This window comes from Comamonas sp. CMM02 (assembly GCF_014851485.1).
Taxonomy (GTDB): domain Bacteria; phylum Pseudomonadota; class Gammaproteobacteria; order Burkholderiales; family Burkholderiaceae_C; genus Comamonas; species Comamonas avium.
The window spans coordinates 803,340-827,653 of the sequence record NZ_JACUZW010000002.1; the positions used below are offsets into that span (position 1 = coordinate 803,340).

Annotated in this window: 18 protein-coding genes, 8 tRNA genes and 1 pseudogene; 20 read left to right on the forward strand and 7 right to left on the reverse strand. The window is 53.5% G+C overall.

Features of this window, described 5'->3' with window-relative positions; translation table 11 throughout:
• Nucleotides 1–97: 97 nt before the first annotated feature.
• A complete protein-coding gene (hpnE, locus tag IB213_RS08850; protein ID WP_370551194.1) occupies nt 98–1,462 on the reverse strand; it encodes a hydroxysqualene dehydroxylase HpnE in 1,365 nt (454 codons plus the stop codon).
• A complete protein-coding gene (hpnD, locus tag IB213_RS08855; protein WP_191723769.1) occupies nt 1,432–2,271 on the reverse strand; it encodes a presqualene diphosphate synthase HpnD in 840 nt (279 codons plus the stop codon). The genes hpnE and hpnD overlap by 31 nt, the downstream gene beginning before the upstream one ends.
• Before the next feature lie 157 nt (nt 2,272–2,428).
• On the opposite strand from hpnD, the gene IB213_RS18300 reads away from it, so the two are divergent.
• Nucleotides 2,429–4,138 (forward strand): methyl-accepting chemotaxis protein, encoded by a 1,710-nt coding sequence (locus IB213_RS18300; protein ID WP_287915350.1) that lies wholly within the window; start codon nt 2,429–2,431, stop codon nt 4,136–4,138.
• Nucleotides 4,139–4,202: 64 nt separating this feature from the next.
• On the opposite strand, the gene hpnC is transcribed toward IB213_RS18300, so the two are convergent.
• Nucleotides 4,203–5,066, reverse strand: a complete 864-nt coding sequence (gene hpnC / locus IB213_RS08865) for a squalene synthase HpnC (protein WP_370551195.1) — start codon at nt 5,064–5,066, stop codon at nt 4,203–4,205.
• A 74-nt stretch (nt 5,067–5,140) separates the two neighbouring features.
• Between hpnC and IB213_RS08870 the strand changes: the two genes are divergently transcribed.
• From IB213_RS08870 to IB213_RS08885, 4 genes are all read left to right on the forward strand, one after another.
• Nucleotides 5,141–6,253, forward strand: a complete 1,113-nt coding sequence (locus IB213_RS08870) for an efflux RND transporter periplasmic adaptor subunit (protein ID WP_192406018.1) — start codon at nt 5,141–5,143, stop codon at nt 6,251–6,253.
• Nucleotides 6,254–6,267: 14 nt separating this feature from the next.
• The gene (locus IB213_RS08875) at nt 6,268–9,450 is read left to right on the forward strand and encodes an efflux RND transporter permease subunit (protein WP_192406019.1); all 3,183 of its coding nucleotides are present in this window, start codon (nt 6,268–6,270) and stop codon (nt 9,448–9,450) included.
• A 99-nt stretch (nt 9,451–9,549) separates the two neighbouring features.
• Nucleotides 9,550–9,636, forward strand: a tRNA-Leu gene (locus IB213_RS08880).
• Between the two features lie 635 nt (nt 9,637–10,271).
• Nucleotides 10,272–12,002: a methyl-accepting chemotaxis protein gene (locus IB213_RS08885; RefSeq protein WP_192406020.1), complete on the forward strand. Its 1,731-nt coding sequence runs from the start codon at nt 10,272–10,274 to the stop codon at nt 12,000–12,002.
• Nucleotides 12,003–12,120: 118 nt separating this feature from the next.
• Here IB213_RS08885 and IB213_RS08890 read toward each other — a convergent pair whose 3' ends face one another.
• The 3 genes from IB213_RS08890 to IB213_RS18385 all read right to left on the reverse strand — a co-directional run bounded on the left by IB213_RS08890 (nt 12,121) and on the right by IB213_RS18385 (nt 13,447).
• Nucleotides 12,121–12,597: a RidA family protein gene (locus IB213_RS08890; RefSeq protein ID WP_192406021.1), complete on the reverse strand. Its 477-nt coding sequence runs from the start codon at nt 12,595–12,597 to the stop codon at nt 12,121–12,123.
• A 184-nt stretch (nt 12,598–12,781) separates the two neighbouring features.
• A complete protein-coding gene (locus IB213_RS08895; RefSeq protein ID WP_191723774.1) occupies nt 12,782–13,129 on the reverse strand; it encodes an RNA-binding protein in 348 nt (115 codons plus the stop codon).
• A gap of 111 nt (nt 13,130–13,240) precedes the next feature.
• Nucleotides 13,241–13,447: a hypothetical protein gene (locus IB213_RS18385; RefSeq protein ID WP_370551196.1), complete on the reverse strand. Its 207-nt coding sequence runs from the start codon at nt 13,445–13,447 to the stop codon at nt 13,241–13,243.
• Nucleotides 13,448–13,928: 481 nt separating this feature from the next.
• Between IB213_RS18385 and IB213_RS08900 the strand changes: the two genes are divergently transcribed.
• The gene (locus IB213_RS08900; RefSeq protein ID WP_192406022.1) at nt 13,929–14,081 is read left to right on the forward strand and encodes a hypothetical protein; all 153 of its coding nucleotides are present in this window, start codon (nt 13,929–13,931) and stop codon (nt 14,079–14,081) included.
• A gap of 57 nt (nt 14,082–14,138) precedes the next feature.
• Here IB213_RS08900 and IB213_RS08905 read toward each other — a convergent pair whose 3' ends face one another.
• The gene (locus IB213_RS08905) at nt 14,139–14,291 is read right to left on the reverse strand and encodes a hypothetical protein (protein ID WP_192406023.1); all 153 of its coding nucleotides are present in this window, start codon (nt 14,289–14,291) and stop codon (nt 14,139–14,141) included.
• 129 nt (nt 14,292–14,420) lie between these two features.
• On the opposite strand from IB213_RS08905, the gene IB213_RS08910 reads away from it, so the two are divergent.
• The 14 genes and pseudogenes from IB213_RS08910 to IB213_RS08980 all read left to right on the forward strand — a co-directional run bounded on the left by IB213_RS08910 (nt 14,421) and on the right by IB213_RS08980 (nt 24,204).
• Nucleotides 14,421–14,939 carry a GNAT family N-acetyltransferase gene (locus tag IB213_RS08910; protein WP_225561027.1) on the forward strand — a complete coding sequence of 173 codons (519 nt, stop codon included), beginning with the start codon at nt 14,421–14,423 and terminating at the stop codon, nt 14,937–14,939.
• Nucleotides 14,921–15,558: pseudogene (locus tag IB213_RS18075) on the forward strand (IS5 family transposase); the annotation flags it as partial. The gene IB213_RS08910 and the pseudogene IB213_RS18075, both read left to right, overlap by 19 nt.
• A gap of 549 nt (nt 15,559–16,107) precedes the next feature.
• Nucleotides 16,108–17,418, forward strand: coding sequence for a trigger factor (gene tig / locus IB213_RS08925; RefSeq protein WP_191723777.1), 1,311 nt, complete (start codon nt 16,108–16,110; stop codon nt 17,416–17,418).
• 154 nt (nt 17,419–17,572) lie between these two features.
• Nucleotides 17,573–18,181: an ATP-dependent Clp endopeptidase proteolytic subunit ClpP gene (clpP, locus tag IB213_RS08930; RefSeq protein ID WP_191724056.1), complete on the forward strand. Its 609-nt coding sequence runs from the start codon at nt 17,573–17,575 to the stop codon at nt 18,179–18,181.
• 106 nt (nt 18,182–18,287) lie between these two features.
• Nucleotides 18,288–19,550, forward strand: coding sequence for an ATP-dependent Clp protease ATP-binding subunit ClpX (clpX, locus tag IB213_RS08935; protein ID WP_191723778.1), 1,263 nt, complete (start codon nt 18,288–18,290; stop codon nt 19,548–19,550).
• A gap of 113 nt (nt 19,551–19,663) precedes the next feature.
• The gene (gene lon, locus IB213_RS08940) at nt 19,664–22,108 is read left to right on the forward strand and encodes an endopeptidase La (protein WP_191723779.1); all 2,445 of its coding nucleotides are present in this window, start codon (nt 19,664–19,666) and stop codon (nt 22,106–22,108) included.
• A 108-nt stretch (nt 22,109–22,216) separates the two neighbouring features.
• Nucleotides 22,217–22,292 (forward strand) — tRNA-Gly (locus IB213_RS08945).
• 59 nt (nt 22,293–22,351) lie between these two features.
• Nucleotides 22,352–22,427, forward strand: a tRNA-Gly gene (locus tag IB213_RS08950).
• 59 nt (nt 22,428–22,486) lie between these two features.
• Nucleotides 22,487–22,562: transfer RNA gene (locus IB213_RS08955), tRNA-Gly, on the forward strand.
• 59 nt (nt 22,563–22,621) lie between these two features.
• Nucleotides 22,622–22,697 (forward strand) — tRNA-Gly (locus tag IB213_RS08960).
• 27 nt (nt 22,698–22,724) lie between these two features.
• A tRNA-Cys gene (locus IB213_RS08965) sits at nt 22,725–22,798 on the forward strand.
• Between the two features lie 4 nt (nt 22,799–22,802).
• Nucleotides 22,803–22,878, forward strand: a tRNA-Gly gene (locus IB213_RS08970).
• Nucleotides 22,879–23,006: 128 nt separating this feature from the next.
• Nucleotides 23,007–23,096, forward strand: a tRNA-Leu gene (locus IB213_RS08975).
• A gap of 481 nt (nt 23,097–23,577) precedes the next feature.
• The gene (locus IB213_RS08980) at nt 23,578–24,204 is read left to right on the forward strand and encodes a DUF6806 family protein (RefSeq protein WP_191723781.1); all 627 of its coding nucleotides are present in this window, start codon (nt 23,578–23,580) and stop codon (nt 24,202–24,204) included.
• Nucleotides 24,205–24,314: the final 110 nt, after the last annotated feature.

The following is a 24,314-nucleotide window of genomic DNA, read 5'->3' on the forward strand; positions in this document are numbered from 1 at the left end:
AAAGAGCTGTCAGCGCTTAGTCTGAAAGCATTTCAGATAGATAAGTATCTGAAATGACCAGTGGATAAGCGCTAGCAGCTCTTTTTTTAAATTTTATTCAGGTGAGCGCAATATCTTGTGCCACCTGCATGCCACTGCGCACCGCTCCTTCCAGCGTCGCCGGGTAGGGGCCATCCACATAGTCACCACATGCCCACAGGCCGGGCAGTATCTGGTGCGCAGGGCGCTGCACCAGCGGCGTGCAGGCAAAAGTGGCGCGTTTGTCGATCACCGTTTGAAGTGCCTGCAAATCAGGCAGCTGCAACTGGGTGCGGGCTTGCTCCAGCACCTTGTTTTGCAGCGTGTCTTTATCGCCATGGCTGGCACTGACCACCAGCGCAATTAAACCTGCCGGCCCGTTCAGCTGGGCCTTGTCAAACGCAAACTGTGCGGGTGCTCCGGCATGGCTGCGTAGCGCCACCATGGGCGCAGGCAGCAGCTTGCCATTGCGCAAAGGCTGATGGCTGAAAGCGTAGACCGTGGCAATTGCTGTGTGCGGCAGGGCGTGGGCCACCGCCGCCCACGGCGCTGCGCTGGCTTGCCAAGCTGCTGACAGCTGTGCTTGCTCTACCAGCCGTGCAGCTTCTGCGCAGGAGGTGGCAAGCACCACCGCATCAAACGCTTGCCCGTTGACCCGCCATTGCGCGGTATCAGCGTCATGGGCCAGTGCCTGGGCTCTTGCCCCCAGGTGCACCTGCGTGCCACGCGTTTGCAGCCACTGGGCGGCTGTGGCTGGAAAGAGGCTGCTCAGATCTGTGCGCGGAATCAGCAGGTTGGAGCCGCCCTGTCCGCTGAACAATCCATCTTGCAGCACGCGCAAGAAGATGGGCCCACTGGCCTGTGTGGCAGGCAGGTTGAGGGCTGAGATGCACAGGGGATCGACAAAATCCTGCATCAACCGCGCGGGCAAGCCGTGGCAGATATCTGCCACCGTGGCCCCGGGGGCGCAGTTAAAGCGGTTGCGCTGCCAGCGGTGGGCGGTGCGCACCAGCGCCAGTTTTTCGCTCCAGCTCCAGCCTCTGGCGCGGGCAATGCCAATGGCGGCATCCCATGGCGGGCTGCAATGGGGCAGGTGCAGCCCCTGGCCATCCATGTAGCGCAAATCCAGTGGCAGCCGCAGCATTGCTGCCGATGCATCCACGCCCACGGTCTGCAGCATCTGCAGGCACCCCTGGTAGGCGCCAATCAGAATGTGCTGGCCGTTATCGACGGTCCACGCTTGGCCCGCAGGGCCGTGCAGTGTCAGTGCGCGTGCGCGGCCACCCCAGATGCGGCTGGCTTCAAAGATGTGAACGTGCTGGCCCTGCTGCTGCAGTTGTACCGCTGCAGCCATGCCTGCCCAGCCACCGCCAATGATGGCTATGCGCCGAGGTGTTGCTGTGCTGGTCACTGCTACATGCGGCCCAGCGCTTGCATCTTCCACGCCAGCCACAGCTTGCGCAGCGGTGTCAGGCCAATGCGCTGGTGCAGTACCTGGAAGTTTTCAGCCTCAATCTCGCGCAGCAGCGTGCGGTAGATGCTGGCCATCATCAGACCGGGCTTTTGCGTGCGCCGGTCTTGTGCGGGCAGCAGAGCGAACGCTTCTTCGTACAGCTGGTGCGCACGCTGGGCCTGAAAGCGCATCAATGCCGTGAAGCGATCGGAGTACTCGCGCTTGGTGATTTCATGCGCCTTCACATCAAACTGCTGCAAATCGCTGATGGGCAGGTAAATGCGTCCGCGCAGGGCGTCTTCACCCACATCACGGATGATGTTGGTCAGCTGAAATGCTTGCCCCAGCTTGTGGGCGTAGGCGGTGGTGGCTTCATCGGTCTGGCCAAAAATGCGCGCAGCCACTTCTCCCACCACACCGGCGACCAGGTGGCAGTAGCGCTGCAGGCCGGGGTAGTCCAGATAGCGGGTTTGGTCCAGATCCATCTGGCAGCCTTCAATCACGGCTTGCAGGTGGCGTTGCTCAATTTGAAATGGCTGGGTGTGAGGCATCAACGCCAGCATGACCGGGTGTGTGGGCTTGCCTGCAAAGGCCTGTGCCACTTCTTGCTGCCACCACGCCAGCTTTTGCGCTGCTACGCCCGGGTCTTGCACGTCATCCACCACGTCATCCACCTCTCTGCAAAATGCATAGAACGCGGTAATGGCCGCTCTGCGGTTGGCGGGTAGAAATAGAAAAGCGTAATAAAAGCTGCTGCCCGATGCAGCTGCTTTTTCTTGGACGTAAGTTTCCGGATTCATATTGCGATGGATTGTCCCATGCCTTGGGTTCTGTCCCGCAAATGCGGTGGAAGCGGCGTGCTCTTGATGTGCATCAATCGTCGGCACTGTTTTGGTGTGCTGTTTTTGGGGGGCAGCCTCTAAGATCAAGAGGTTGCAATTAGATACATCGAACGAGATGCCCAGCTTCAATTCCCTGCGGTTAACTCAGCGCTACATGCTGGTTTTTGGTGGCTACTTTTTATCCATGGCGGTGGTCATTGGCATGAGTTGGCATGGGTTGATGAGCTCGCGTGACAGTCTGCGAGCCCTGCACGATGAATCACTCCAGCGCATTTTGCTGGCAGATTCGATCAACGAGAGCGTGTTGCAATCGCGCATGCAGATGCTTTTGTCGTTTCAGCATGCGCCCGATAGCTCGCTGGCCAGTTTGCACGACCACCCCGTTTCATTGCATCTGGATCTGGTCAAGCATGGCCTGCAGCAAGGCATGGAGTGGCAAAAAGAGCTGGACAAGATGATTTCTCCTGGCATGGAGAAAGACATGTTCGCCGAAGCCATTCGCGTGCAAACCGATTGGAACGCAAAGCTCAGCGAGCTGGTGCGCAGCATGGAGGCGGGTGACTTCAGCAGCGACCTGATGTCGCGCTTCCTGGCCATGGGGCGTGAAGAAGGCGACATGCTGGTGGCACTGGTTGGCGCGTTCAAGGGCTTGCAGGTAACGCAAGCGGACGAGGCTTACCAAGCCGCTGATGCGCGCTACCACGTCAGTATTTTGGTGTTTGCCTTGTGCGTGCTGCTGGGGGGGCTGCCTGCGACGGTGCTGTCGATTTCCTTGCTGCGTCGAATGAGTCAGGGCTTTAAATCAGCGCACCACACGGCCCAGGCCATTGCAGCGGGAGATATTTCGCAGCGTGTCACCTCCAGCGGCAAAGATGAAATCACGGAACTGCTGGTACAGATGGAAGACATGCGCAGCCATCTGCACGACATCATCTCCAAAGTGCGCAGCGGTGCTGATGCCATTGCTGGTGCGTCAACCCAGGTGGCTGCGGGTACGGGTGATTTGTCGATGCGCACGGAGCAGCAGGCTGCATCGCTGCAGCAAACGGCAGCTGCCACCGAAGAGCTTTCCAGCACCGTGCAGCAAAACGCGGACAGCGCCATTCGCGCCAGCGAACTGGCACGCGGTGCCACTGATGTGGCCGCCAAGGGCGGGCAAATGGTGTCAGAGGTGGTGTCCACCATGGAAGACATCAACACCTCGGCCAAGAAGATTGAGGCCATCATCGGTGTGATTGACAGCATTGCTTTCCAGACCAATATCTTGGCCTTGAATGCCGCGGTAGAAGCCGCGCGTGCCGGGGAGCAAGGCCGTGGCTTTGCCGTGGTGGCCAGCGAGGTGCGCTCTTTGGCTGGCCGCTCGGCTGAAGCGGCCAAGGAGATCAAGGTCCTGATCAACGACTCCGTCAACCGGGTACGCACAGGTAGCGAGCAAGTGCACCGTACTGGCCGCACCATGCAGGACATCGTCCAGAGCATTGCCCGCGTGTCAGACATCGTTGGCGAGATTGCGGACGCCAGCCGCGAGCAATCCAAGGGCTTGGCGCAAATCAATGATGCCGTTGCCAATCTGGATGATGTCACCCAGCAAAACGCAGCGTTGGTGGAAGAGACCTCCGCAGCCTCCAGTTCACTGCAAGAACAAGCGCGGCAGATGGCCAGCATGTCGTCGCAGTTTGTGCTGGAGGCCGGTACTGCAACTAGCGCTTATGTGAGCAACTACAGCCCAGCGGCCAAGGCAGGCAGTACGGCGAAAGTGACGGCCACAGATTCATCGAAGGCGGCATTGCCCCACGCACAGACGCAGCAAGAGACTGTTTTTTAAGCAGCCTGCTGCAACAAGAAAACCGGCCTGTGCGCCGGTTTTTTTATGGCTGCAGTACTTTTGACTACATCCAGAGTGCGCGCCACAGCATGCGCGGCATATCTGTTTTGCGCAGCGTGCGACGTGCATGCAGGTTGTGACCACGCTGCGCTTGGACCTTGTCCAAAATGCACAGCCCGCCTTGCACTACCAGGCGCAGCTCCCAGCCGATACGACCAGGCAGACCGTGAACCAGGCTGAGACCGTTTTGCATGCTTTGCCTTGCCCATAAGACGTTGGAGGCTATGAGCTTTTCAATGCCCGGGGTCACTTCTAGCAAAGCAAGTTCGTGGCGGCTCACTCCGTGCTGCGCGCAGTCTGCATCGGTGAGGTAGTGGCGCCCGCGTGGAATGTCTTCGCTCAGGTCTTGCCAAAAGTTGATGAGCTGCAGCGCTGTACAGATGGCGTCACTTTGCTGCAGCGCCTGCTCGTTGTGCACGCCGTACAAATGCAGCAGCAGCCGGCCAACCGGGTTGGCAGAGCGGCGGCAGTAGTCGAGCAGCTCTGCGCGGTCGGCATAGGTGGCTGCATCGCGCGTTTTTTCAATGTCTTGAATGAAGGCGCTGAGCAGATCATCCAGCAGCGCCACGGGCAACTGGTGCAGTTGAATATTCAATTGCAAAGGGCCAAAGATGGCCATCCATCGCGGCTGGGGCGCTTGCCCTTGTGCAATGGCATGCAACTGTGCGCGGTATGACTGCAGCTCGGCCAGGCGCTGTGCAGCGGTCGCTGTGCCTTCGTCAGCGATGTCATCAGCAGCCCGGGCAAAAGCGTAGATGGCCGCGACAGGCTGACGCAGATGGGCCGGGCACAGCCATGACGCTACGGGAAAGTTCTCGTAGTGCGTCACCGGGCTTGCTTGGGTGCGGGTGGGGTCTGGAGCATTCACTGCAGCATTGTCGCTTGACAGCAGGCGTGGCCTTCCTTAGATTGCTAACCAATTAGTCAGTAACCACATTTCACATGCCTTCCTTCTTTGTTGTGCGGCCCATTCAGGGCCTTTTTGTTGGTGCAGTTGTTTTAGGGTTGCTGACGGCGTGTTCACGGCAGGCCCCAGCACCCGAGCCCATTCGTGCTGTCAAACTCATCGAAGTTGGTGCGCATGCCTTGAATACAGAGGTGGAGTACGCAGGTGAAGTGCGTGCGCAAATCGAATCACGTCTTGGTTTTCAGGTGGCTGGCAAGCTCGTGCAGCGCTTTGTCAATGCGGGTGATGTGGTGCGCAAGGGGCAAGTGCTGGCGGAGCTGGATGGGCAAGATTACGCGTTGGCTGCCCAGGCTGCACAGGCCCAGGTTGCAGCAGCGAAAACCCAGCGTGACTTGGCCAAAGCGGATTGGGAGCGTTTTTCGGCGCTCAAGAACCAGGGCTTTATCAGCGGGGTAGAGCTGGATCGACGCCGCGCAAATTTGCAATCAGCGCAAGCGCAGCTCGAGCAGGCGCAGGCACAGGCATCTGCACAGAGCAATCAAAGTGGCTATACGCGTTTGCTTGCCAGCGCAGCGGGGGTGATAACGAGCGTACAGGCTGAACCCGGGCAAGTGGTCGCGGCAGGGGCCCCGGTGGTGCAGCTGGCCCAGGATGGAGCTAGAGATGTCGTGGTCGCCGTGCCGGAAACTGCCCGCAGTCATATAAAGCTGGGGCAGATCGTGCAGGTGCGCATTTGGTCACAAGACCGTTTGCTGGAGGGCACTGTGCGAGAGCTAGGTGCCAGTGCAGACCCTGTAACGCGCACGTATGCCGCCAAGGTAAAGGTGCAAGGCGCTGACCAGCCAGCGCTGGGAGCGACTGCCTATGTGCGCATGCATCTGGCAGAAAAAGCTTCGGACGATGCCATCAAATTGCCGTCAACAGCGGTGCTCGATCAAGGCGGCTCTTTCACAGTGTGGGAGTTTGACGCCAGCACGTCGACGGTGCACGCACGCAAAGTAGAGGTGGCAGGCGTTGACGGCAATGAGATCTTGATCACTGCTGGCGTGCAGCCGGGCATGCAACTGGTAGCGGCGGGCACGCATGTGCTAACTGAGGGGCAGAAGGTCAGTGTTTATCAGCCCCGTTACCCCGAAACAGCGCGCTAAGCTTGGAGTCAGAGATGAGTTCTTCGAACCAGGCGCCTGAAAAAACAGGCTTTAATCTTTCGCGCTGGGCGCTGCAGCATATTCCCCTGACACGCTATTTGCTGGTGGCAATCTTATTGCTGGGAGGCACTGCTTACTTTCAGCTGGGTCAGGATGAAGACCCTCCCTTCACCTTCAGGGCCATGGTAGTTCGCACCTACTGGCCGGGTGCTTCTGCCCAGTTGGTGGCAGAGCAGGTGACGGACAAGATTGAGCGCACCCTGCAGGAGGTGCCCTACGCAGACAAGATCAGCAGCTACTCCAAGCCGGGAGAGTCTCAGGTCATCTTTCAGTTGCGAGACAACTCGCGACCACAGGATGTGACCGATCTTTGGTACACCGTACGCAAAAAAATTGGCGACATGCGCTACACCTTGCCGCAGGGTGTGCAGGGCCCATTTTTTAATGACGAGTTCGGTGATGTATTCGGCGTCATTTATGGTCTGTCTGGCGATGGTTACAGCTATGCAGAGCTGAAAACCTTTGCCGATGATGCGCGCCAGCAGCTTTTGCGAGTCAAAGATGTCGCCAAGGTGGAGATGTTTGGCGTCCAGAATGAGCGCATTTTTGTCGAGCTGTCGCAAAAGCGCCTGGCCCCTATGGGGCTGGATATCAACCAGGTTATTGCACAGCTGAATCAGCAAAATGCGATTGAAGGCTCAGGCGTGCTGCAAACGCCTCAGGAGCAGGTTCAGGTGCGTGTAGCTGGGCAGTTCAATGCAGTGGAGCAGGTGCGTTCCATGCCTGTGCGCGCTGCTACGGGTGTGCAACTGCGTCTTGGCGATATTGCGGATATTGAGCGAGGTTACGAAGACCCCCCTGGCGTGAAGGTGCGCCACAACGGGCAAGAAGTAATTGCTCTGGGTATTTCAATGAGCAAGGGTGGCGATATCGTAGGGCTGGGTAAAGCCCTGCATGCATCGGTGGAGCAGATTGCGTTGACGCTGCCTGCAGGGGTAAGCCTGGTCAATATTCAAGACCAGCCCAAGGCCGTCACGGATTCCGTCAATGAGTTCATCAAGGTGCTGATCGAGGCCGTGGTGGTGGTGCTGGCCGTGAGTTTTATCAGCCTGGGTTTGCACAAACGCACAACTGCAACGGTGTGGTGGCGGCGTTGGTACATTGATCCTCGGCCCGGATTGGTGGTGGCGGTGACCATCCCCCTGGTGCTCGCAGCCACCTTTCTGGCCATGTGGTACTGGGGCATTGGTTTGCACAAAATATCGCTGGGTTCACTCATCATTGCGCTGGGTTTGCTGGTGGACGACGCCATCATTGCTGTCGAGATGATGGTGCGCAAGCTGGAAGAGGGCTATGACAAGCTGCGCTCTGCCACCTTCGCTTATGACATCACGGCCATGCCGATGTTGACCGGCACCTTGATTACTGCCGCAGGTTTTCTGCCCATTGGCATGGCCAAGTCCATGACCGGCGAATACACCTTTGCAATTTTTGCGGTGACTGTGATCGCCCTGATCATTAGCTGGGTGGTCTCTGTGTACTTTGTTCCGTATCTCGGCAGTATTTTTCTGAAAGAACCCAAGGCCCGAGAAGTCCGGGAGGGTGTTGAGCACGATCCCCATGAAGTATTCGATAGCCCTTTCTATCAACGTTTTCGCGCTGCTGTTTACTGGTGTGTGGAACATCGCTGGCTGACCATTGGAGCGACTGCCGTGGTATTTGCGCTGGGGGTGTTTGGTATGACGCGGGTGCAGCAGCAGTTCTTTCCAGATTCCAATCGACCTGAAATCTTGGTAGACGCGTGGTTTCCTGAAGGCACGTCCTTTGCCGGCAACCAGCAGGTTGTGCAGCGCATGGAAACTTATTTACAGGCACAAGGCGGTGTCAAGGATGTCACCGTCTGGGTCGGCTCCGGCGTGCCACGTTTTTATTTGCCTTTGGATCAAGTGTTTCCACAGAGCAATGTCTCGCAATTTATTGTGATGACACAGGGTCTGAAAGAGCGCGATCAATTGATGAAGGCATTGCCAGCGAGCTTGGCGCAAGCCTTTCCTGAGGTGCGTGCACGCGCAAAATTGCTGCCAAGTGGCCCTCCGGTGCCTTATCCGGTGCAGTTTCGCGTAGTCGGGGCAGACGCTTCGCAGTTGCGCCAGCTGGCTGACCAAGTCAAAGATGTGATGCGCAAGCATCCTGATATGCGTGGCGTGAATGACAACTGGAATGAGTCAGTCAAAGTCATGCGTTTGCAAGTCGATCAAGAAAAAGCGCGGGCCCTGGGGGTGAGCAGTCAATCGATTGCACAAGCCACGCAGACCATGCTGACGGGGGCCACGATTGGTCAGTTCCGCGAAGGGGACAAACTCATCAACATCGTATTGCGCCAGCCCTTGAATGAGCGTGATGCGATGGATGACTTGGCAGCAGCCTATTTGCCCACGTCATCTGGTAAATCCATCCCGCTGGCGCAAATTGCTCAGCCTGTTTTGGGCTGGGAGCCAGGCGTACTTTGGAGAGATGCACGCAGCTATGCCATTACTGTGCAGGGTGATGTGCGTGACGGTATGCAAGGAGCGACATTGACGCAGGCGCTCAAGCCAGACATGGACAAGCTGCAGGCGCAGTGGCGCGAGAAGGGTCTGGGCGACTATCGCATTGTGGTAGCTGGTGCTGTGGAAGAGAGTGCAAAAGGTGCCTCATCGATTGCAGCAGGCATTCCCGTCATGCTGTTTCTGGTGTTCACCTTGCTCATGCTGCAGCTTCATAGTTTTAGCCGGGCGTTGCTGGTGTTCATGACTGGGCCGCTGGGCATTGCAGGTGTTGCTGCAGCTTTGCTGTTGCTCAACCGGCCCTTTGGCTTTGTAGCACTGCTGGGTGTGATTGCGCTGATGGGGATGATTCAGCGCAATTCGGTTATTTTGATCGATCAGATCGAAACCGATCGTCAGCGTGGTGTTCCAACCTGGGATGCCATTGTGGAGGCTGCTGTGCGGCGCTTTCGGCCGATTGTGTTGACGGCAGCTGCCGCCGTGCTGGCCATGATCCCTTTGTCGCGCAGTGTTTTCTGGGGACCCATGGCTGTCGCCATCATGGGAGGGCTGGTCGTGGCTACGGTGCTGACATTGTTCGCTTTGCCTGCCATGTATGCCGCCTGCTTCCGTGTGAAGCGTCCTGGCGTTGAGTATTTGCCAGAAAAATGATGTGAGGGAGCGTGCGTCAGGTGTATTTTCGCGGTTAAAATCTTTTATTGACCTATAACTCAGACTTGTGATCCACCAGCTCTGCAGTTAAGCAAGACCGCGCGGGTGGCGAAATTGGTAGACGCACCAGGTTTAGGTCCTGACGGTGGCAACACTGTGCGGGTTCGAGTCCCGCCCCGCGCACCACGAATAAAAACAGCTTGATCCAAGCTCGTCCTGCATAAGCCCGTTTCTCCCTGCGAGAACGGGCTTTTTTCTTGTCTACCCTGTCCGATGTCTACCTGTCTTATTCGGCATAAGGCTGTGTAAAACCGCATGTCGTTCTCGCGCTGACCCCGTCTCCAATCCCGCGCGCAATTTTGCTGTGCTGAGGGACAGATGACTTACACAGGTTGAGCGGACAGGTGTACGGCGTACAGCCCCACGGCCCGCCAAGCGAGCCACAATTTTGACATTGCCGAGTAAGCGCGTGTATGTGATGACACCGGCTCGTATCAGCGGCCATGTAGATATCAATGAACTGCTTAATACATATTATTGAGAGTCTTCTGAAGATAGCGCGACTCATCGGTAATCAGATTTATTGTATGTAGGAGTTTTTCGCAAAACTGATGAGAAGGTGGTTAATTTTAATATTTGAAAAATCAATATTTATTAATTTTCTTAATGGATGTTTGATGACAGGGAAAACCACGGGACGAATTTTTCAAAAAATAAATATTTCAATGCTTTAATAAAAGACACAGTTTGTTGCAATTCACTCCATTTTAAAAAACAAAACTGTAGCAATAAGCAATGTATTGATAACAGGAGAAGTATGAATGGATCGTTTGAAAATCTCTGTCCGAATGACTCTGGCGTTCATGGCCATGATGGCTCTGCTACTGGTGTTGGGGGGAGTGGCACTTTGGGGGTCGTCTACACAAAGTACGGTGCTCACTGAAATTACCCAGAGCCAAATTCCTGTTATCAGAACGTTGAACAACATCACGGATGGTGCCAATGAACAAGCGATTCAATTTCGTAATTTAGGCCTGTTTCCGGCAGAGAAAATTCAGGCATCTGCACGTGCCGTTATTCAGAAATCTCGCAGCGAAGTCTCTGCCGAAGTCGAAATGCTGCAAAAGCATGCTGTCTCTGAACAAGGTTCGGCATTGGTCGACAAGTTAAAGCAGGGGCGAGCAGAATTTCATAAATTTGGCAACGAATTTATTGAGCTTCTCGATAAAAATCAAAGAGATGAAGCCTTGGTCTTGCTTGAAACCAAACTGCGGCCGACACAGCTTGAATATCAAAATGTCATTCGAGAAATTCTGAATCTTCAGACAAAAGATTCAGAGCGAGCAAGCCAGCAAGCAGAAGCAGCAGCTCGCGACTTATCACGCAATGTTTTGATCACCAGCGTTGTCGCAATGGCCCTTGCAATTTTCCTGGCTGTTGCAATTACCCGGTCCATCACCCGCCCGCTGGCCCAGGCAGTCGCAGTGGCAGATCGCGTGGCAGGTGGCGACCTGAGTGAGCAAATCACAGTGAAGTCCAAAGACGAAATGGGGCAGTTGCTCAACGCTTTGCAACGCATGCAGCAAAGTTTGGTCAAAACAGTGACCACCGTGCGCAGCGATGCTCAGGGCGTTGCTGCATCCAGCGCTCAGATTGCAGTGGGCAATAGTGACTTATCCAGCCGCACAGAAGAGCAGGCGAGTGCGCTGGAGCAAACTGCGGCCTCCATGGAGCAGCTCGGCGCTACAGTAAAACAGAATGCCGACAACGCGCGCCAGGCCAATCAGATGGCAATCAGCGCTTCTTCCGTTGCCGCTCAAGGTGGCGAAGTAGTCGCTGAAGTGGTTGAAACCATGAAGAACATTGATGCAAGCAGCAATAAAATTGCCGACATCATCAGTGTGATCGACAGCATTGCCTTTCAGACAAATATTCTTGCTCTGAATGCGGCAGTAGAAGCCGCCCGTGCGGGCGAGCAAGGCCGAGGCTTTGCAGTGGTGGCCAGCGAAGTACGGGCCCTGGCTCAGCGTAGTGCGGAAGCTGCCAAAGAAATCAAGTTATTGATTAATACCAGCGTTGAATGTGTTGAGCATGGTTCGCAGCTTGTCGACAAGGCCGGTAAAACTATGACCGAAGTGGTCACTGCAATTCGCCGAGTCACCGATCTGATGGGAGAAATCAGTGCAGCAAGTCATGAGCAAAGCACTGGTATGGCCCAGATTAGCGAGGCAGTCACGCAGATGGACCAAACCACTCAGCAAAATGCCGCTCTCGTAGAGGAAATGGCGGCTGGAGCTAGCAGTTTGAACAATCAGGCCCAGTCATTGGTGGGGGCCGTCGCAGTCTTCAAGCTATCAGCGTTTGAGCACACGGCTGGCGCTGAAATGACTCCGTTTGTTGCACAGGCTCGAAAAACTAATCCAGCCCCTGCGCTAGAGCGTCCTCAAGGCTCAGTGATCAAAGATAGGGTGCCAGCATTGCGTCGCCCTGCAATGATGGCAGGTGCTCAGCAATCGACGAATAAGGATGACGATGATTGGGGATCGTTTTGACAGTGTTCTCCCAGCACGATCCAGCCAAGAAGCCAGCAAAGCTGGCCGCTTGAATAGTGGATGTGACCGTGAAAATCTGTCTGCTGCTGCACGGCAGTTGCTGACAGATTTCTAATAACTACGTGACTGCAGCGATCAAATCTATTTCTACTGCTGCATTTTTGGGGAGTTGGTAGACGCCTACCGATGTGCGCGTGTGAACACCTGCATCACCAAGGACGGCATAAAGTACTTCGGATGCACCATCTGCAACCTCGCTTTGCTGAGTGAAATCCTGCGCACATTGGACAAACACTGTGATTCGCAAAATACGCTGAACTCTGCCAAGTGAGCCAAGCTCTTGCCGTAGCAGTGCCAGTGCGCGCATGGTGCATACTTTTGCCGCACGCTGCGCCTCTGCTACAGATACCTCTGCCCCAACTCTTCCGGTGACGACAACTTCATTGTCAACGCGGGGGATCTGGCCACTGATGAACACCTGATTGCCATGGCGGACAACGGAGACATAGTTTCCACCAATCTTGAGCTCACCTGCAAAGCTGTAAGCAAGGGCGGCTTCTACTGCTGCGAAATTGAAATCGCGCGATTGGGACATGAATAGTTTGCTCCTGCGCAGAAGTCACTGCACTTGAGATGTATGGTCCCAGGCAAGCCCGAGATCACCGCAAATTGGCCCAATATTGTCACCCAGCAGCCTATAAGTCTTTCTTGCCAGTGGCGATCTCCAGGCACAAAAAAACGCCCTCAATTGTGGGGCGTTTTTTGAGTGTGTAGTTAAATCAGTAGCCAGTACCGCCGCCATAGCCATCATTGCCATAGCCAACGTTAGGACGAGAGCTGGCGCGGAATTCGCGGTTGCCGCCGGAGCCACGTCCTTCTTCGCGAGGTTTTGCAAGGTTGACGACGATCGAGCGTCCATCAACCGACATTCCATTGAGCGCAGTAATAGCGGCTTGACAAGCATCGGCAGAGGCCATCTCTACAAACGCAAACCCTTTAGATTGACCGCTGTCGCGATCGATCATGATTTTGGCGGAGGTCACACTTCCGAATTCAGCAAAATTGCTTTTCAGGCTGGAATCGGTCACGGAGTAAGGCAGATTGCCAACGTAGATTTTGGTGCTCATGGAAGGAGCCTTTTTATTAATGATTCGTCAAAAATTGACGCATCGTTTGAGTATGGCTGTGGGGAGTGCTAGTCCGTAGCAACCGGATGGAGTTGAGCGTTTGCTAAAGGCTCAGCACGTGGGGGGCTGCATGGACGTCTGCAGCCAGCCTTGGGTCACAGCATAGATTTTTGCTGCTTCGGTCGAGGCAAATGTTTTGTCAAAGCGGAAAACACGGCAGTAGCTGCTGTTTTGCTTTGTGCGCTGAAGTGCGAAGGAAGCTTGAAAGCGACCGCAATGGGTCTTAAGTGATGAGGGCGTAACGAAGTACTTGCCCATGGCAATAGGAGAGAGTGGAATCTAGTTCAATCAGAGAGCAGGTCTCAAAGACCTGCATGAGCTTTCAATAACTCGATTGGCTGCTGCTCGACAGCCAACGGCGCGACAAACTTCGCGGAAATTTCTTGCACGAGGACTTGTTCACCTCATGCTGACGTTGCTGCGGAACTACTTAAGTTTGCTGGCAACAGTTTTATTATAAGTCTTTTGCATAAAAAATTCAACTTTTATTGTTTCTGGTTTTTAGCTTTCTTGGTTTGATGGCCGTGCTTGGGCTGCCTGCTGCTTTAGCCTTGATAACTTGTGCTTATGGATTGACTGCACCTGACCGAGAACTACCATTTTGTGGCGGCGGCTGACAGCCCGTGACCCAGGAGATCGTAAACACGTTCTAAGGTTATGGAGTGAAGGCCTTCTGGGGCCGGACAGCCTGGCCTGAGCGTGCCACGGTTACATTGGAAGCTTCATACAGGAGATTTCTATGGCCAAAGGCATGCAACTTAACAACAAAATGGTCAAAAAACCGAAGAAGGACACCAGCTTGCCACCGCTGGTCAATACCTCGCCGGAATCCATGCGCCCTATTGCCCCGCTCACCTCGGTGCTGCCCAAAGGCAAGTTGAAAAACAAATAAGACGTGCGCCGTGCGCCCCCGCACAGGGGGCGCACGGTTGGCGTTTGCACTGGGTCGTTACAACGTGGCCAGCATCGCCGCCCATTGGCCTTGCACAGCACGCTCCAACAAGGGGATATGACCCAGCGCCTGCACACGCTCCTGCCAACTTTTGCCCAGTTCGTTGGCTGCAGCACGCCATGCATGGCTTTCGCTGATTACGGTCACCATGCTCTCCATCTGCTCGCCAGTCCGCTGCAGCAAGCGAATGACCGCTTCTGGCTGTGGATTGCGACAGTTGCAGGTCGCGCCTTAGCTAACGCTCAGATGCATGGTCAGCAACCACCGTTTTGATACGCTTTGGGTCTGATTGATAGACAACCAGATACAGGCATGATTTTAAAATTTAAGCGACTCACTGAAGTTGAGCCGGCTCAGATTGTTTCGCTGAACAACAATCCGGATGTGCTACGGCAAATGCCGCTCGGAAGTGCAAATTTCGACCTGGCGAAAGCAAATGAATGGGCTCGGCAAAAAGATGCCCAGTGGCAGCAATACGGCTATGGGCCATGGGCGTTTGAAATTGATCAGCAATTTGCTGGCTGGGGTGGCTTGCAGTACGAGGAAGGTGATGCCGACCTCGCTTTGGTACTTGACCCCAAATTTTGGGGAAGTGGTAAAGCTATCTATCAAGAGATAGTCAAGCGTGCATTTACTAGTCTTGGACTGAGCTCCATCACAATCTTGCTGCCGCCTTCAAGAACCAGAATAAAAGGGATTTTCAAGCTGGGATTTCGGCCAGATGGCGCATTGGATATTGAGGGGACTCGTTTTTTGCGTTATCGCCTGCATGCACCCGGCAGTGCAGACGCCAATTAGGGCTGAACGTTCAGGTGCCGCACACACGCAGCCAAGGTGGGTCGCACCTGCTGGTGGATTCGACAGGCATCAAATGCCCAGGTGAAGGCAAGTGCAAAAAACAAGGGCCTGAACGTTGCCGCCAGTAGCGCAAGCTGCGCATTGGCATTGATGCCCAGACATTGCAGATTCGGACCATCTGCATGACTTTTAGCAATGTCAGCAATGCTGCCGTGTTGCCTGACCTGCAGCAGCAGTTACCGCAAGATGAAGTCCTCGAGAGGCTGACAGGCGATGGAGCTTACGAAGCACAGCCAGTCCAGCAAGCGGTGTTGAGGCGCGGAGCGACCCCAGTCATTGCACCTGGAAAGAATGCTCGCATCCGCAAAGGCAGTGTCTTTAATTGCTCCATGCAGCGATTGCCGCCTGCAAGCGATTAGGGCCAAGCATCTGCAAGCGCTGGAGTGGTTATCACTGGCAAAGCTTGGTGGAGGAAAACCAAGATGAACTGCATCAAGCGACTTGGTGAACGCATGATGCCCCGCACCTTTGAGCGCCAAGTCAGTAAGTTGCACATCCGGGCCGCTATTTTGAATAGATTGCGTGACTGAGGCGTCCTCAGGCGGCAGCCGTGGCATAGCCGCGGCTAGGGTTTGGGGGCGCTCGCTTCAGACAGGGCTTATGCAACAGCACCGAATGTAAGCACAGTATGTGTGCAAGCGCGATCTGTAAGCAATTGCTGTCACGAAGTCTTCCCCGCCGCACCTCCCGCGCGCGCTCGAAACACCGCTTCGCCCGCGCAGTTCTTGTGTCGATTTTGATGGTGGTGACGGGGTGTTGAAAAAACACGCTCCACAAGCCTTTGACGGCAGTTAGTGCAAAACAGGTGGCGACGGGTTTTGACAGCAACTGAGGCCCTGTACAGGGGCTTGGGTGGTCTAACTTGGCTGTTTGTAAGGTTGCGCCGGTTTTGGCTGTCTCTGGCTGGATATAATGTTGGATTCAGAATGCGCTGGGAAGTGACTTAGTGTCCCGCGCGAATCCCGCAAACAATGCATAACTTGTTGAATCTATTGTCTGCTCGATCCGCGCCCCGCGCACCACATTCCAGTGAGACTATGCGGAATACGGTGCAGGCTGTGAACTGCAGTCGGCACAGTCCACTATTTCCCCAGAATTAGGAATCACCATGGCCGTTACAGTTGAAACTCTAGAAAAGCTCGAGCGCAAAATTACGCTGAGCCTGCCCCTTGCCGCAATCCAGACTGAAGTTGAAAATCGTCTGAAGAAGGTGGCGCGCACTGTGAAAATGGACGGTTTCCGTCCCGGTAAGGTGCCCATGAACGTTGTTGCTCAGCGTTATGGTTACTCAGTGCAGTACGAAGTGCTGAACGACAAGGTCGGTGAAGAATTTGCCAAGAGCGTGCAAGAAGCTGGTCTGCGCGTTGCTGGTCAGCCTCGCATTTCCGAAAAGGACGGTGCCGCTGAAGGTCAAGCAGAATTCGAAGCTGTTTTCGAAGTATTCCCGGAAGTGAAGATCGGTGATCTGACCGCTGCTGAAGTTGAGAAGCTGACTGCAGAAGTGGATGACGCTGCTATTGAAAAAACTTTGGACATCCTGCGCAAACAGCGCCGCACTTTCGCGCAACGCGCTGCAACTGAAGCTGCAGTGGATGGCGATCGTGTGACCGTAGATTTCGAAGGCAAGATTGACGGCGAAACTTTTGCTGGTGGCAAGGCCGAAGACTTCCAATTTCTGGTTGGCGAAGGCCAAATGCTCAAGGAATTTGAAGACGCAGTCCGTGGCATGAAGGTTGGTGAATCCAAGACTTTCCCCTTGGCATTTCCTGAGGACTACCATGGCAAGGATGTAGCTGGCAAAACCGCTGACTTCCTTGTGACCTTGAAGAAGGTTGAAGCTGCAAGCTTGCCTGAGGTGAATGAAGCATTGGTAAAGTCGCTGGGTATTGCTGATGGCAGCGTTGATGCCTTGCGTGCAGATATCAAGAAAAATCTGGAGCGCGAAGTGAAGTTCCGCTTGCAGGCGCGCAACAAGCAAGCTGTGATGGATGCTTTGGTCTCTGTAGCTGAACTGGATTTGCCTAAGGCTTCGGTGCAGGCTGAGGTGGCTCGCTTGATGGAGGGTGCGCGTGCTGACTTGAAGCAGCGTGGCATTCCAGATGCTGACAAGGCTGAGATTCCTGAAGATATTTTCTTGCCACAGGCAGAGCGTCGTGTACGTCTGGGTCTGGTGGTTGCAGAGCTGGTGAAGGCCAACAAGCTGGAAGCTACTCCTGATCAGCTCAAGGCCCATGTGGATGAGCTGGCTGCTTCCTACGAGAAGCCTGAAGAAGTGGTTCGCTGGTACTTTGGTGACCGTCAGCGTCTGGCTGAAGTGGAAGCTGTTGTGATTGAAAACAACGTGACTGAGTTCGTTTTGAGCAAGGCCAAGGTAAGCGACAAAGCTGTGTCGTTCGAAGAACTGATGGGTCAAGCCTAATCGCTTGGCTTGAACAAAGCGCCGTTGATCGCTGTGCAGTGATCATGCGGACATCGCTTAAAAAGTTCTAGATCCGGGGCTTGTGCTTTGCCGCACAAGCCCCATTTCATTTCTTGGTTACAGTATTTGTTCTGTTCCCTTGTTTGGAGAAAACATGAGCGCATTGGACATGCAAGGTTTGGGTATGGTACCCATGGTGGTTGAGCAGTCAGGTCGCGGTGAGCGGTCTTATGACATCTATTCCCGCTTGCTCAAGGAGCGCGTAATTTTCTTGGTTGGCGAAGTCAATGATCAGACTGCCAATCTTGTAGTGGCTCAATTGTTGTTTCTGGAAAGTGAAAACCCAGAAAAGGACATTTCCTTTTATATCAACTCTCCTGGCGGGAGTGTGACGGCAGGGATGGCTATCTTTGACACCATGAACTTCATCAAGCCCGATGTATCGACCTTGTGCTGTGGCATGGCTGCAAGCATGGGCGCGTTCTTGTTATCTGCTGGTGCGAAGGGAAAGCGTTTTGCGCTGCCTAACTCACAAGTCATGATCCACCAGCCTTTGGGTGGTGCTCGAGGTCAGGCCACTGAAATTGAAATTCACGCACGTGAAATTCTGAAGACACGAGAGCGGCTGAATAAACTGTTGGCAGAGCAAACAGGACAGCCGCTGGAAAAAATTCAGCACGATACGGAGCGTGATTACTTCCTGTCGGCGCAAGAAGCCAAAGACTATGGTCTGGTTGATAGCGTGCTTGAAAAACGCGCGTAACACATAGCGCTGATCAGCAGCAAGCGGCGCTTTCCCCTTCGGTGAGCGCCGTTTTTACATTGCTATCATCCTCTTCTCTTATTGACGTAAACAAGGCGTAGCCCCCATGGCCGAGAAAAAAGGCACAACCAGCGAGAAAAATCTTTATTGCACCTTCTGCGGCAAAAGCCAGCATGAGGTCAAAAAGTTGATTGCTGGTCCATCCATCTTCATCTGTGATGAATGCATTGATTTGTGCAATGAAATCATTCGCGATGAGGTTCCGGATGCCAGCGCACGTGAGGCCCGTGGCGATCTTCCTACGCCTGCGGAAATCAAAGCAAGTCTAGATAACTATGTGATTGATCAGGAGCAGGCAAAGCGTACGCTAGCGGTCGCGGTTTACAACCATTACAAACGCCTCAATCACAAAGATAAAGCCGGCAAGGAAGATGTTGAGTTGTCGAAAAGCAATATTTTGCTGATTGGCCCAACAGGCTCGGGCAAGACATTGCTCGCTCAAACTCTGGCACGTCAACTGGATGTGCCTTTTGTGATGGCTGACGCAACTACGTTGACTGAAGCTGGTTACGTGGGCGAAGACGTAGAAAATATTGTTCAGAAATTACTGCAAAGCTGTGAGTACAACGTAGAGCGTGCGCAGCGTGGCATTGTGTACATTGACGAAATTGACAAGATTTCGCGCAAATCTGATAACCCGAGCATTACTCGCGATGTCTCTGGCGAGGGTGTGCAGCAAGCACTGCTGAAATTGATTGAAGGCACGATGGCCAGCGTTCCTCCACAAGGCGGGCGCAAGCACCCCAATCAAGATTTTCTGCAGGTTGACACTACCAATATCTTGTTCATTTGTGGCGGTGCCTTCCAGGGCCTGGAAAAAGTTATTGAAAATCGCACAGAAGCTTCGGGCATTGGCTTTGGTGCTGCAGTTCGCAACAAGGCGAACCGTTCTCTGACCGAGCTTTTTCAAGATATCGAACCTGAAGATTTGATCAAGTTCGGCCTTATTCCTGAGCTGGTTGGGCGCATGCCTGTCGTGACTGCCCTGACTGAGTTGAGCGAAGAGGCATTGGTTCGCATTCTGACGGAGCCCAAAAATGCCTTGGTGAAGCAATACAGTAAATTGCTCTCCATGGAAGGGGTTGAGCTGGAGGTGCGCCCATCAGCCTTGTCAGCAATTGCGCGCAAGGCGATTGCCCGTAAGACAGGGGCTCGTGGGCTGCGCTCAATTCTTGAACAGTCACTCTTGAGCACTATGTTTGATCTGCCCAATCTTGAGAATGTGGAAAAGGTTGTGGTGGAAGAGGCCACTATCGTAGAGGGCAAGGCTCCTCTACTGGTCTATCGAGAGGCCGCTAAAAAGGCTTAAGCGGATTGGACATGGCTTTGCATTACGTAGAGCCATGTTTTTCTACAAGCTGAAGCTTGGGTGTAAAGATGATGAATCACGGCATATGCGTGCTGTGATGGCCAAGGAGTTTCATGTCAGGATCTACTGATTTGTCCCCCAATGAGAGTATTGAACTGCCGCTGTTGCCTTTGCGTGATGTGGTGGTATTTCCTCATATGGTGATTCCCCTGTTTGTGGGGCGTGCAAAGAGCATAAAGGCTCTTGAGCTAGCGATGGAAGCAGATCGCCGGATCATGCTCGTTGCGCAAAAAACGGCATCTAAGGATGAGCCTTCAGCCGACGACTTGTTCGAGGTCGGTAGTATTTCCACCATTTTGCAAATGCTGAAGCTGCCTGATGGCACGGTCAAAGTATTGGTGGAAGGCCAGCAACGTGCCAAGTTGCTGGATGTGCTCGACCATGAAACCCACTTTGTAGCGCGCTGTCTGGAGATTTCGGTCAATACGCCTTCGGAGAAGGAGGCTAGTGAGATCGAGGCTTTGCGCCGCGCGGTGTCTCAGCAGTTTGATCAGTACGTCAAGCTCAACAAGAAGATTCCATCTGAGATTTTGACGTCAATTGCTGGTATTGATGATGCAGGCCGTTTGGCCGATACCATCGCAGCACATTTGCCATTAAAGCTTGACCACAAACAGGTCGTACTGAATTTGGCAGGAGTGAAGGAGCGCCTGGAGAATCTGTTTGAGCAGCTTGATCGGGAGGTCGATATTTTGAATGTCGACAAGAAGATCCGCGGTCGTGTGAAGCGCCAGATGGAGAAGAACCAGCGGGATTTCTATTTGAATGAGCAAGTCAAGGCTATTCAGAAGGAGCTCGGCGAGGGTGAAGATGGCGTTGATTTAGAAGAAATCGAAAAGAAGATCAAGGCAGCCAGAATGCCGGCCGAGGCTCGTAAAAAGGCTGAAGCGGAGCTTAAAAAGCTCAAGTTGATGTCCCCCATGTCTGCAGAGGCGACTGTTGTACGTAATTACATTGATGTACTGACTGGTTTGCCTTGGAGCAAGAAAACCAAGATCAAGCATGACTTGGCGAACGCAGAAGAAGTGCTGAATGCAGACCATTTCGGTCTTGAAAAAGTCAAAGACCGTATCTTGGAATACCTTGCTGTACAGCAGCGTGTTGATAAGGTCAAGGCGCCAATTTTGTGTCTGGTTGGCCCACCAGGCGTGGGTAAAACCTCGCTGGGACAGTCTATTGCCAAGGCTACGGGGCGCAAATATGTGCGGATGGCGTTGGGTGGCATGCGCGATGAAGCGGAAATTCGTGGCCATCGCCGAACCTACATTGGTGCTATGCCCGGTAAAGTCATTCAGAACTTAGAAAAAGTGGGTACGCGTAACCCGCTGTTTTTGCTGGATGAAATTGATAAGCTGGGCATGGATTTTCGGGGGGATCCATCGAGCGCATTGCTGGAGGTTTTAGATCCAGAGCAAAACAGTGCTTTCGGTGATCACTACGTGGAAGTGGATTTCGACTTGAGTGATGTCATGTTTGTGGCAACCTCGAACTCGATGAATATTCCACCAGCGCTGCTGGATCGGATGGAAGTGATCCGTCTGGCCGGTTATACGGAAGATGAAAAACTCAATATTGCCAAGCGCTATTTGCTACCTAAGCAAATAACGAACAATGGTTTGAAAGAGGGCGAGCTGGAGGTCAAGGATGATTGCATTCGTGACATCGTCCGTTACTACACGCGTGAAGCGGGTGTGCGCTCTTTGGAGCGTGAGCTGTCCAAGATCTGCCGTAAAGTCGTGAAGGGGCTTCAGCTGCAAAAGCTAAAGCCTAAGGTTGTCGTCAGTGCAGCAAATCTGGATGAGTATCTGGGGGTGCATAAATACACTTATGGTCGTGCTGAACAGCAAAACCAGGTGGGGCAAGTTGTTGGTCTTGCTTGGACGGAGGTCGGTGGTGATCTGTTGACTATCGAGGCGGCTACGATGCCTGGAAAAGGCAACATCCTGCGCACCGGATCTTTGGGTGATGTGATGAAGGAGTCGGTGGAAGCGGCGCGTACTGTCGTGCGCAGTCGCTCACGTGCTTTGGGCATTGAAGATGCCGCTTTCGAGAAGCGCGATATTCACGTGCATGTCCCTGATGGCGCTACCCCTAAAGATGGGCCTAGCGCAGGCGCGGCAATGACAACTGCCTTTGTCTCGGCTTTGACAGGAATACCAGTTCGCGCTGATGTTGCTATGACGGGCGAGATCACATTGCGCGGTGAAGTGACCGCAATCGGTGGTCTGAAAGAGAAGCTGCTCGCAGCCTTGCGAGGAGGCATCAAAACTGTCTTGATTCCATTGGAGAACTTGAAGGATCTACAGGACATCCCGGCGAATGTGAAGACTGACCTGGAAATCATTCCAGTCCGGTGGATTGATGACGTTTTGAGGATTGCTCTTGAGCGCATGCCCGTCGCTTTGGATGAAGACACGGTTGCATCTATTCCTGTTGCTGCTCCAAAAACCGTAGCAACCAAAGCAGCAGCCAAGAAAACGCGTGCAATCAAGCATTGAAGAAAATTTGTAGCGTGCTTTTCAGATGCGTGAAAAAAGTGCGCTACAATTCGTCTCATCGCAGCGATCCTTTATTTCTGTTGTAGAATTTAAGGCTTCGTTGGATACGCGGGAATAGCTCAGTTGGTAGAGCGCAACCTTGCCAAGGTTGAGGTCGTCGGTTCGAACCCGATTTCCCGCTCCAAAATTATTTGGAGTTTGTCAGTCGATAAATTTCAAGCTTTTGAGTGATCGAAAGCACAAGCGGGAATAGCTCAGTTGGTAGAGCGCAACCTTGCCAAGGTTGAGGTCGTCGGTTCGAACCCGATTTCCCGCTCCAAAATTATTTGGAGTTTGTCAGTCGATAAATTTCAAGCTTTTGAGAGATTGAAAGCACAAGCGGGAATAGCTCAGTTGGTAGAGCGCAACCTTGCCAAGGTTGAGGTCGTCGGTTCGAACCCGATTTCCCGCTCCAAAATTATTTGGAGTTTGTCAGTTGACAAATTTCAAGCTTCTGAGTGATTGGAAGCACAAGCGGGAATAGCTCAGTTGGTAGAGCGCAACCTTGCCAAGGTTGAGGTCGTCGGTTCGAACCCGATTTCCCGCTCCAGTTTGAGGGGTAGTAACTCCTTAGGATGGCGCGATAGCAAAGCGGTTATGCAACGGATTGCAAATCCGTCTAGCCCGGTTCGACTCCGGGTCGCGCCTCCATAATGCGGGAATAGCTCAGTTGGTAGAGCGCAACCTTGCCAAGGTTGAGGTCGTCGGTTCGAACCCGATTTCCCGCTCCAAATGTAAAAGGAAGCCAAGGCTTCCTTTTTTCATAAGGAAACGTTGCTGGCGCTTCATAAGACATGCGTTTTATGTTTGCCAACATCGGTTATGCTTTAAAGATTCAACACCATTGAATGGTGTTGAAGCCCCGGTGGTGAAATTGGTAGACACATCAGACTTAAAATCTGCCGCCTATTAAACAGGCGTGCCGGTTCGATTCCGGCCCGGGGCACCAAGTATTTTGTATTTATAGTCTTCTGTTCAAAACAGTAAACCCTAGGTTATCAGTGACTTAGGGTTTTTTTGTTTAAACCTCTCTGCGATTGCATCGTCATTAAAGTGGCCTGCGCCCAAAGAAATTTTGATGATAGAAAAATTGCAGTTGTAAGGCATTGCCCATCGCGCTCTGATTGCACAGCGTCGGGCGTTTTAATATCCATACAACTCAGAGTTGGCATTCCTGTACAGCAGTTTGGCTGTTTTCCACTTGCTTGCTGTCGCATCTGCGCCTGGATTGTGTTTGGCTTTGTTTGTCCAAGTCTGGTTGTTGCGCTGTGCTCACTGTTTTGCTGCGTCTTCGCCGGTTTAATGTCACCTAATGTGTGGCGGACAATCCAAGAAAAGGGCAGAAGAGCAAGTGGCATGCGAAAATGTACAAGAATCTATCAACTGGAATCTCACACACATTGATTGTGTGTTTTTAACTGAAGAAAACAATGTCTAGCTACAACGCTCCATTTGAAATTCACGTTCACGGCCAAGTGCTGTTGCGCGCTGATGTGACCTTCGAGCAGTTGCAAGATGCACTTAAGCCGCTGTGGTCGTATGCTGGCGCGCGCTCGCTGGCTGCTGGCGCTGCCAGTGCTTATGAAGAAGAGCCAGGCATCCAGTTCAACGCCAAAGAGTCGATGCTGCAAATGTGCTGGACAGTATCTGGAGATGAGAACTTCCGCCAGGCATTGGATGATGTCTGCATGGGACTCAACGAGCTTGCACAAGAAGGCGCCGCTATTGAAGTGACGTTTTACGATGCTGAATTTGACGAAGAAGAGGGCGAGCGTTCAGACCAGGCACGTGATGACTTCATCATGCTGTTTGTGGGTCCCAACCCTGCTGCCATCATGAAAGTGCAGCGCGATATGCTGGTTCAAGATGTGATTCAAATGATGGAGCGTCACTTTGAGGCCTCGGAGCTGACCGGTGTGGTTTCCGAGATTGATAAGCTGTTTATGCAGCGCTTTGACAGCTTGCTGAGCTCTCTTGAGATTGGAAAGTTACCTCCCAGTGGAGGCAGTGGTCCCCGAGGTGGTGGCAATGGTCATCGGCCCCGCCATTTGCACTAGCAGATAACGCTTCATGCATGACCGGCTAAATAGCCGGTTTTTTTATTTGTTGGCGTGTGTAATGGATGCCGCTGCAGTCGCAAAGGTGTTGTTTGGGCACAGGTCGCACA

Bases quoted from the DNA above. Each gene is read 5' to 3' on its own strand.
- tig (WP_191723777.1), top strand. From the start codon at position 16,108: ATGGCCGTTACAGTTGAAACTCTAGAAAAGCTCGAGCGCAAAATTACG.
- IB213_RS08870 (WP_192406018.1), top strand. From the start codon at position 5,141: ATGCCTTCCTTCTTTGTTGTGCGGCCCATTCAGGGCCTTTTTGTTGGT.
- IB213_RS08875 (WP_192406019.1), top strand. From the start codon at position 6,268: ATGAGTTCTTCGAACCAGGCGCCTGAAAAAACAGGCTTTAATCTTTCG.
- clpP (WP_191724056.1), top strand. From the start codon at position 17,573: ATGAGCGCATTGGACATGCAAGGTTTGGGTATGGTACCCATGGTGGTT.
- IB213_RS08980 (WP_191723781.1), top strand. From the start codon at position 23,578: ATGTCTAGCTACAACGCTCCATTTGAAATTCACGTTCACGGCCAAGTG.
- hpnD (WP_191723769.1), bottom strand. From the start codon at position 2,271: ATGAATCCGGAAACTTACGTCCAAGAAAAAGCAGCTGCATCGGGCAGC.
- IB213_RS08890 (WP_192406021.1), bottom strand. From the start codon at position 12,597: ATGTCCCAATCGCGCGATTTCAATTTCGCAGCAGTAGAAGCCGCCCTT.
- IB213_RS08885 (WP_192406020.1), top strand. From the start codon at position 10,272: ATGGATCGTTTGAAAATCTCTGTCCGAATGACTCTGGCGTTCATGGCC.
- IB213_RS08905 (WP_192406023.1), bottom strand. From the start codon at position 14,291: ATGGTGACCGTAATCAGCGAAAGCCATGCATGGCGTGCTGCAGCCAAC.
- IB213_RS18385 (WP_370551196.1), bottom strand. From the start codon at position 13,447: ATGGGCAAGTACTTCGTTACGCCCTCATCACTTAAGACCCATTGCGGT.
- IB213_RS18300 (WP_287915350.1), top strand. From the start codon at position 2,429: ATGCCCAGCTTCAATTCCCTGCGGTTAACTCAGCGCTACATGCTGGTT.
- IB213_RS08900 (WP_192406022.1), top strand. From the start codon at position 13,929: ATGGCCAAAGGCATGCAACTTAACAACAAAATGGTCAAAAAACCGAAG.
- IB213_RS08895 (WP_191723774.1), bottom strand. From the start codon at position 13,129: ATGAGCACCAAAATCTACGTTGGCAATCTGCCTTACTCCGTGACCGAT.
- lon (WP_191723779.1), top strand. From the start codon at position 19,664: ATGTCAGGATCTACTGATTTGTCCCCCAATGAGAGTATTGAACTGCCG.
- clpX (WP_191723778.1), top strand. From the start codon at position 18,288: ATGGCCGAGAAAAAAGGCACAACCAGCGAGAAAAATCTTTATTGCACC.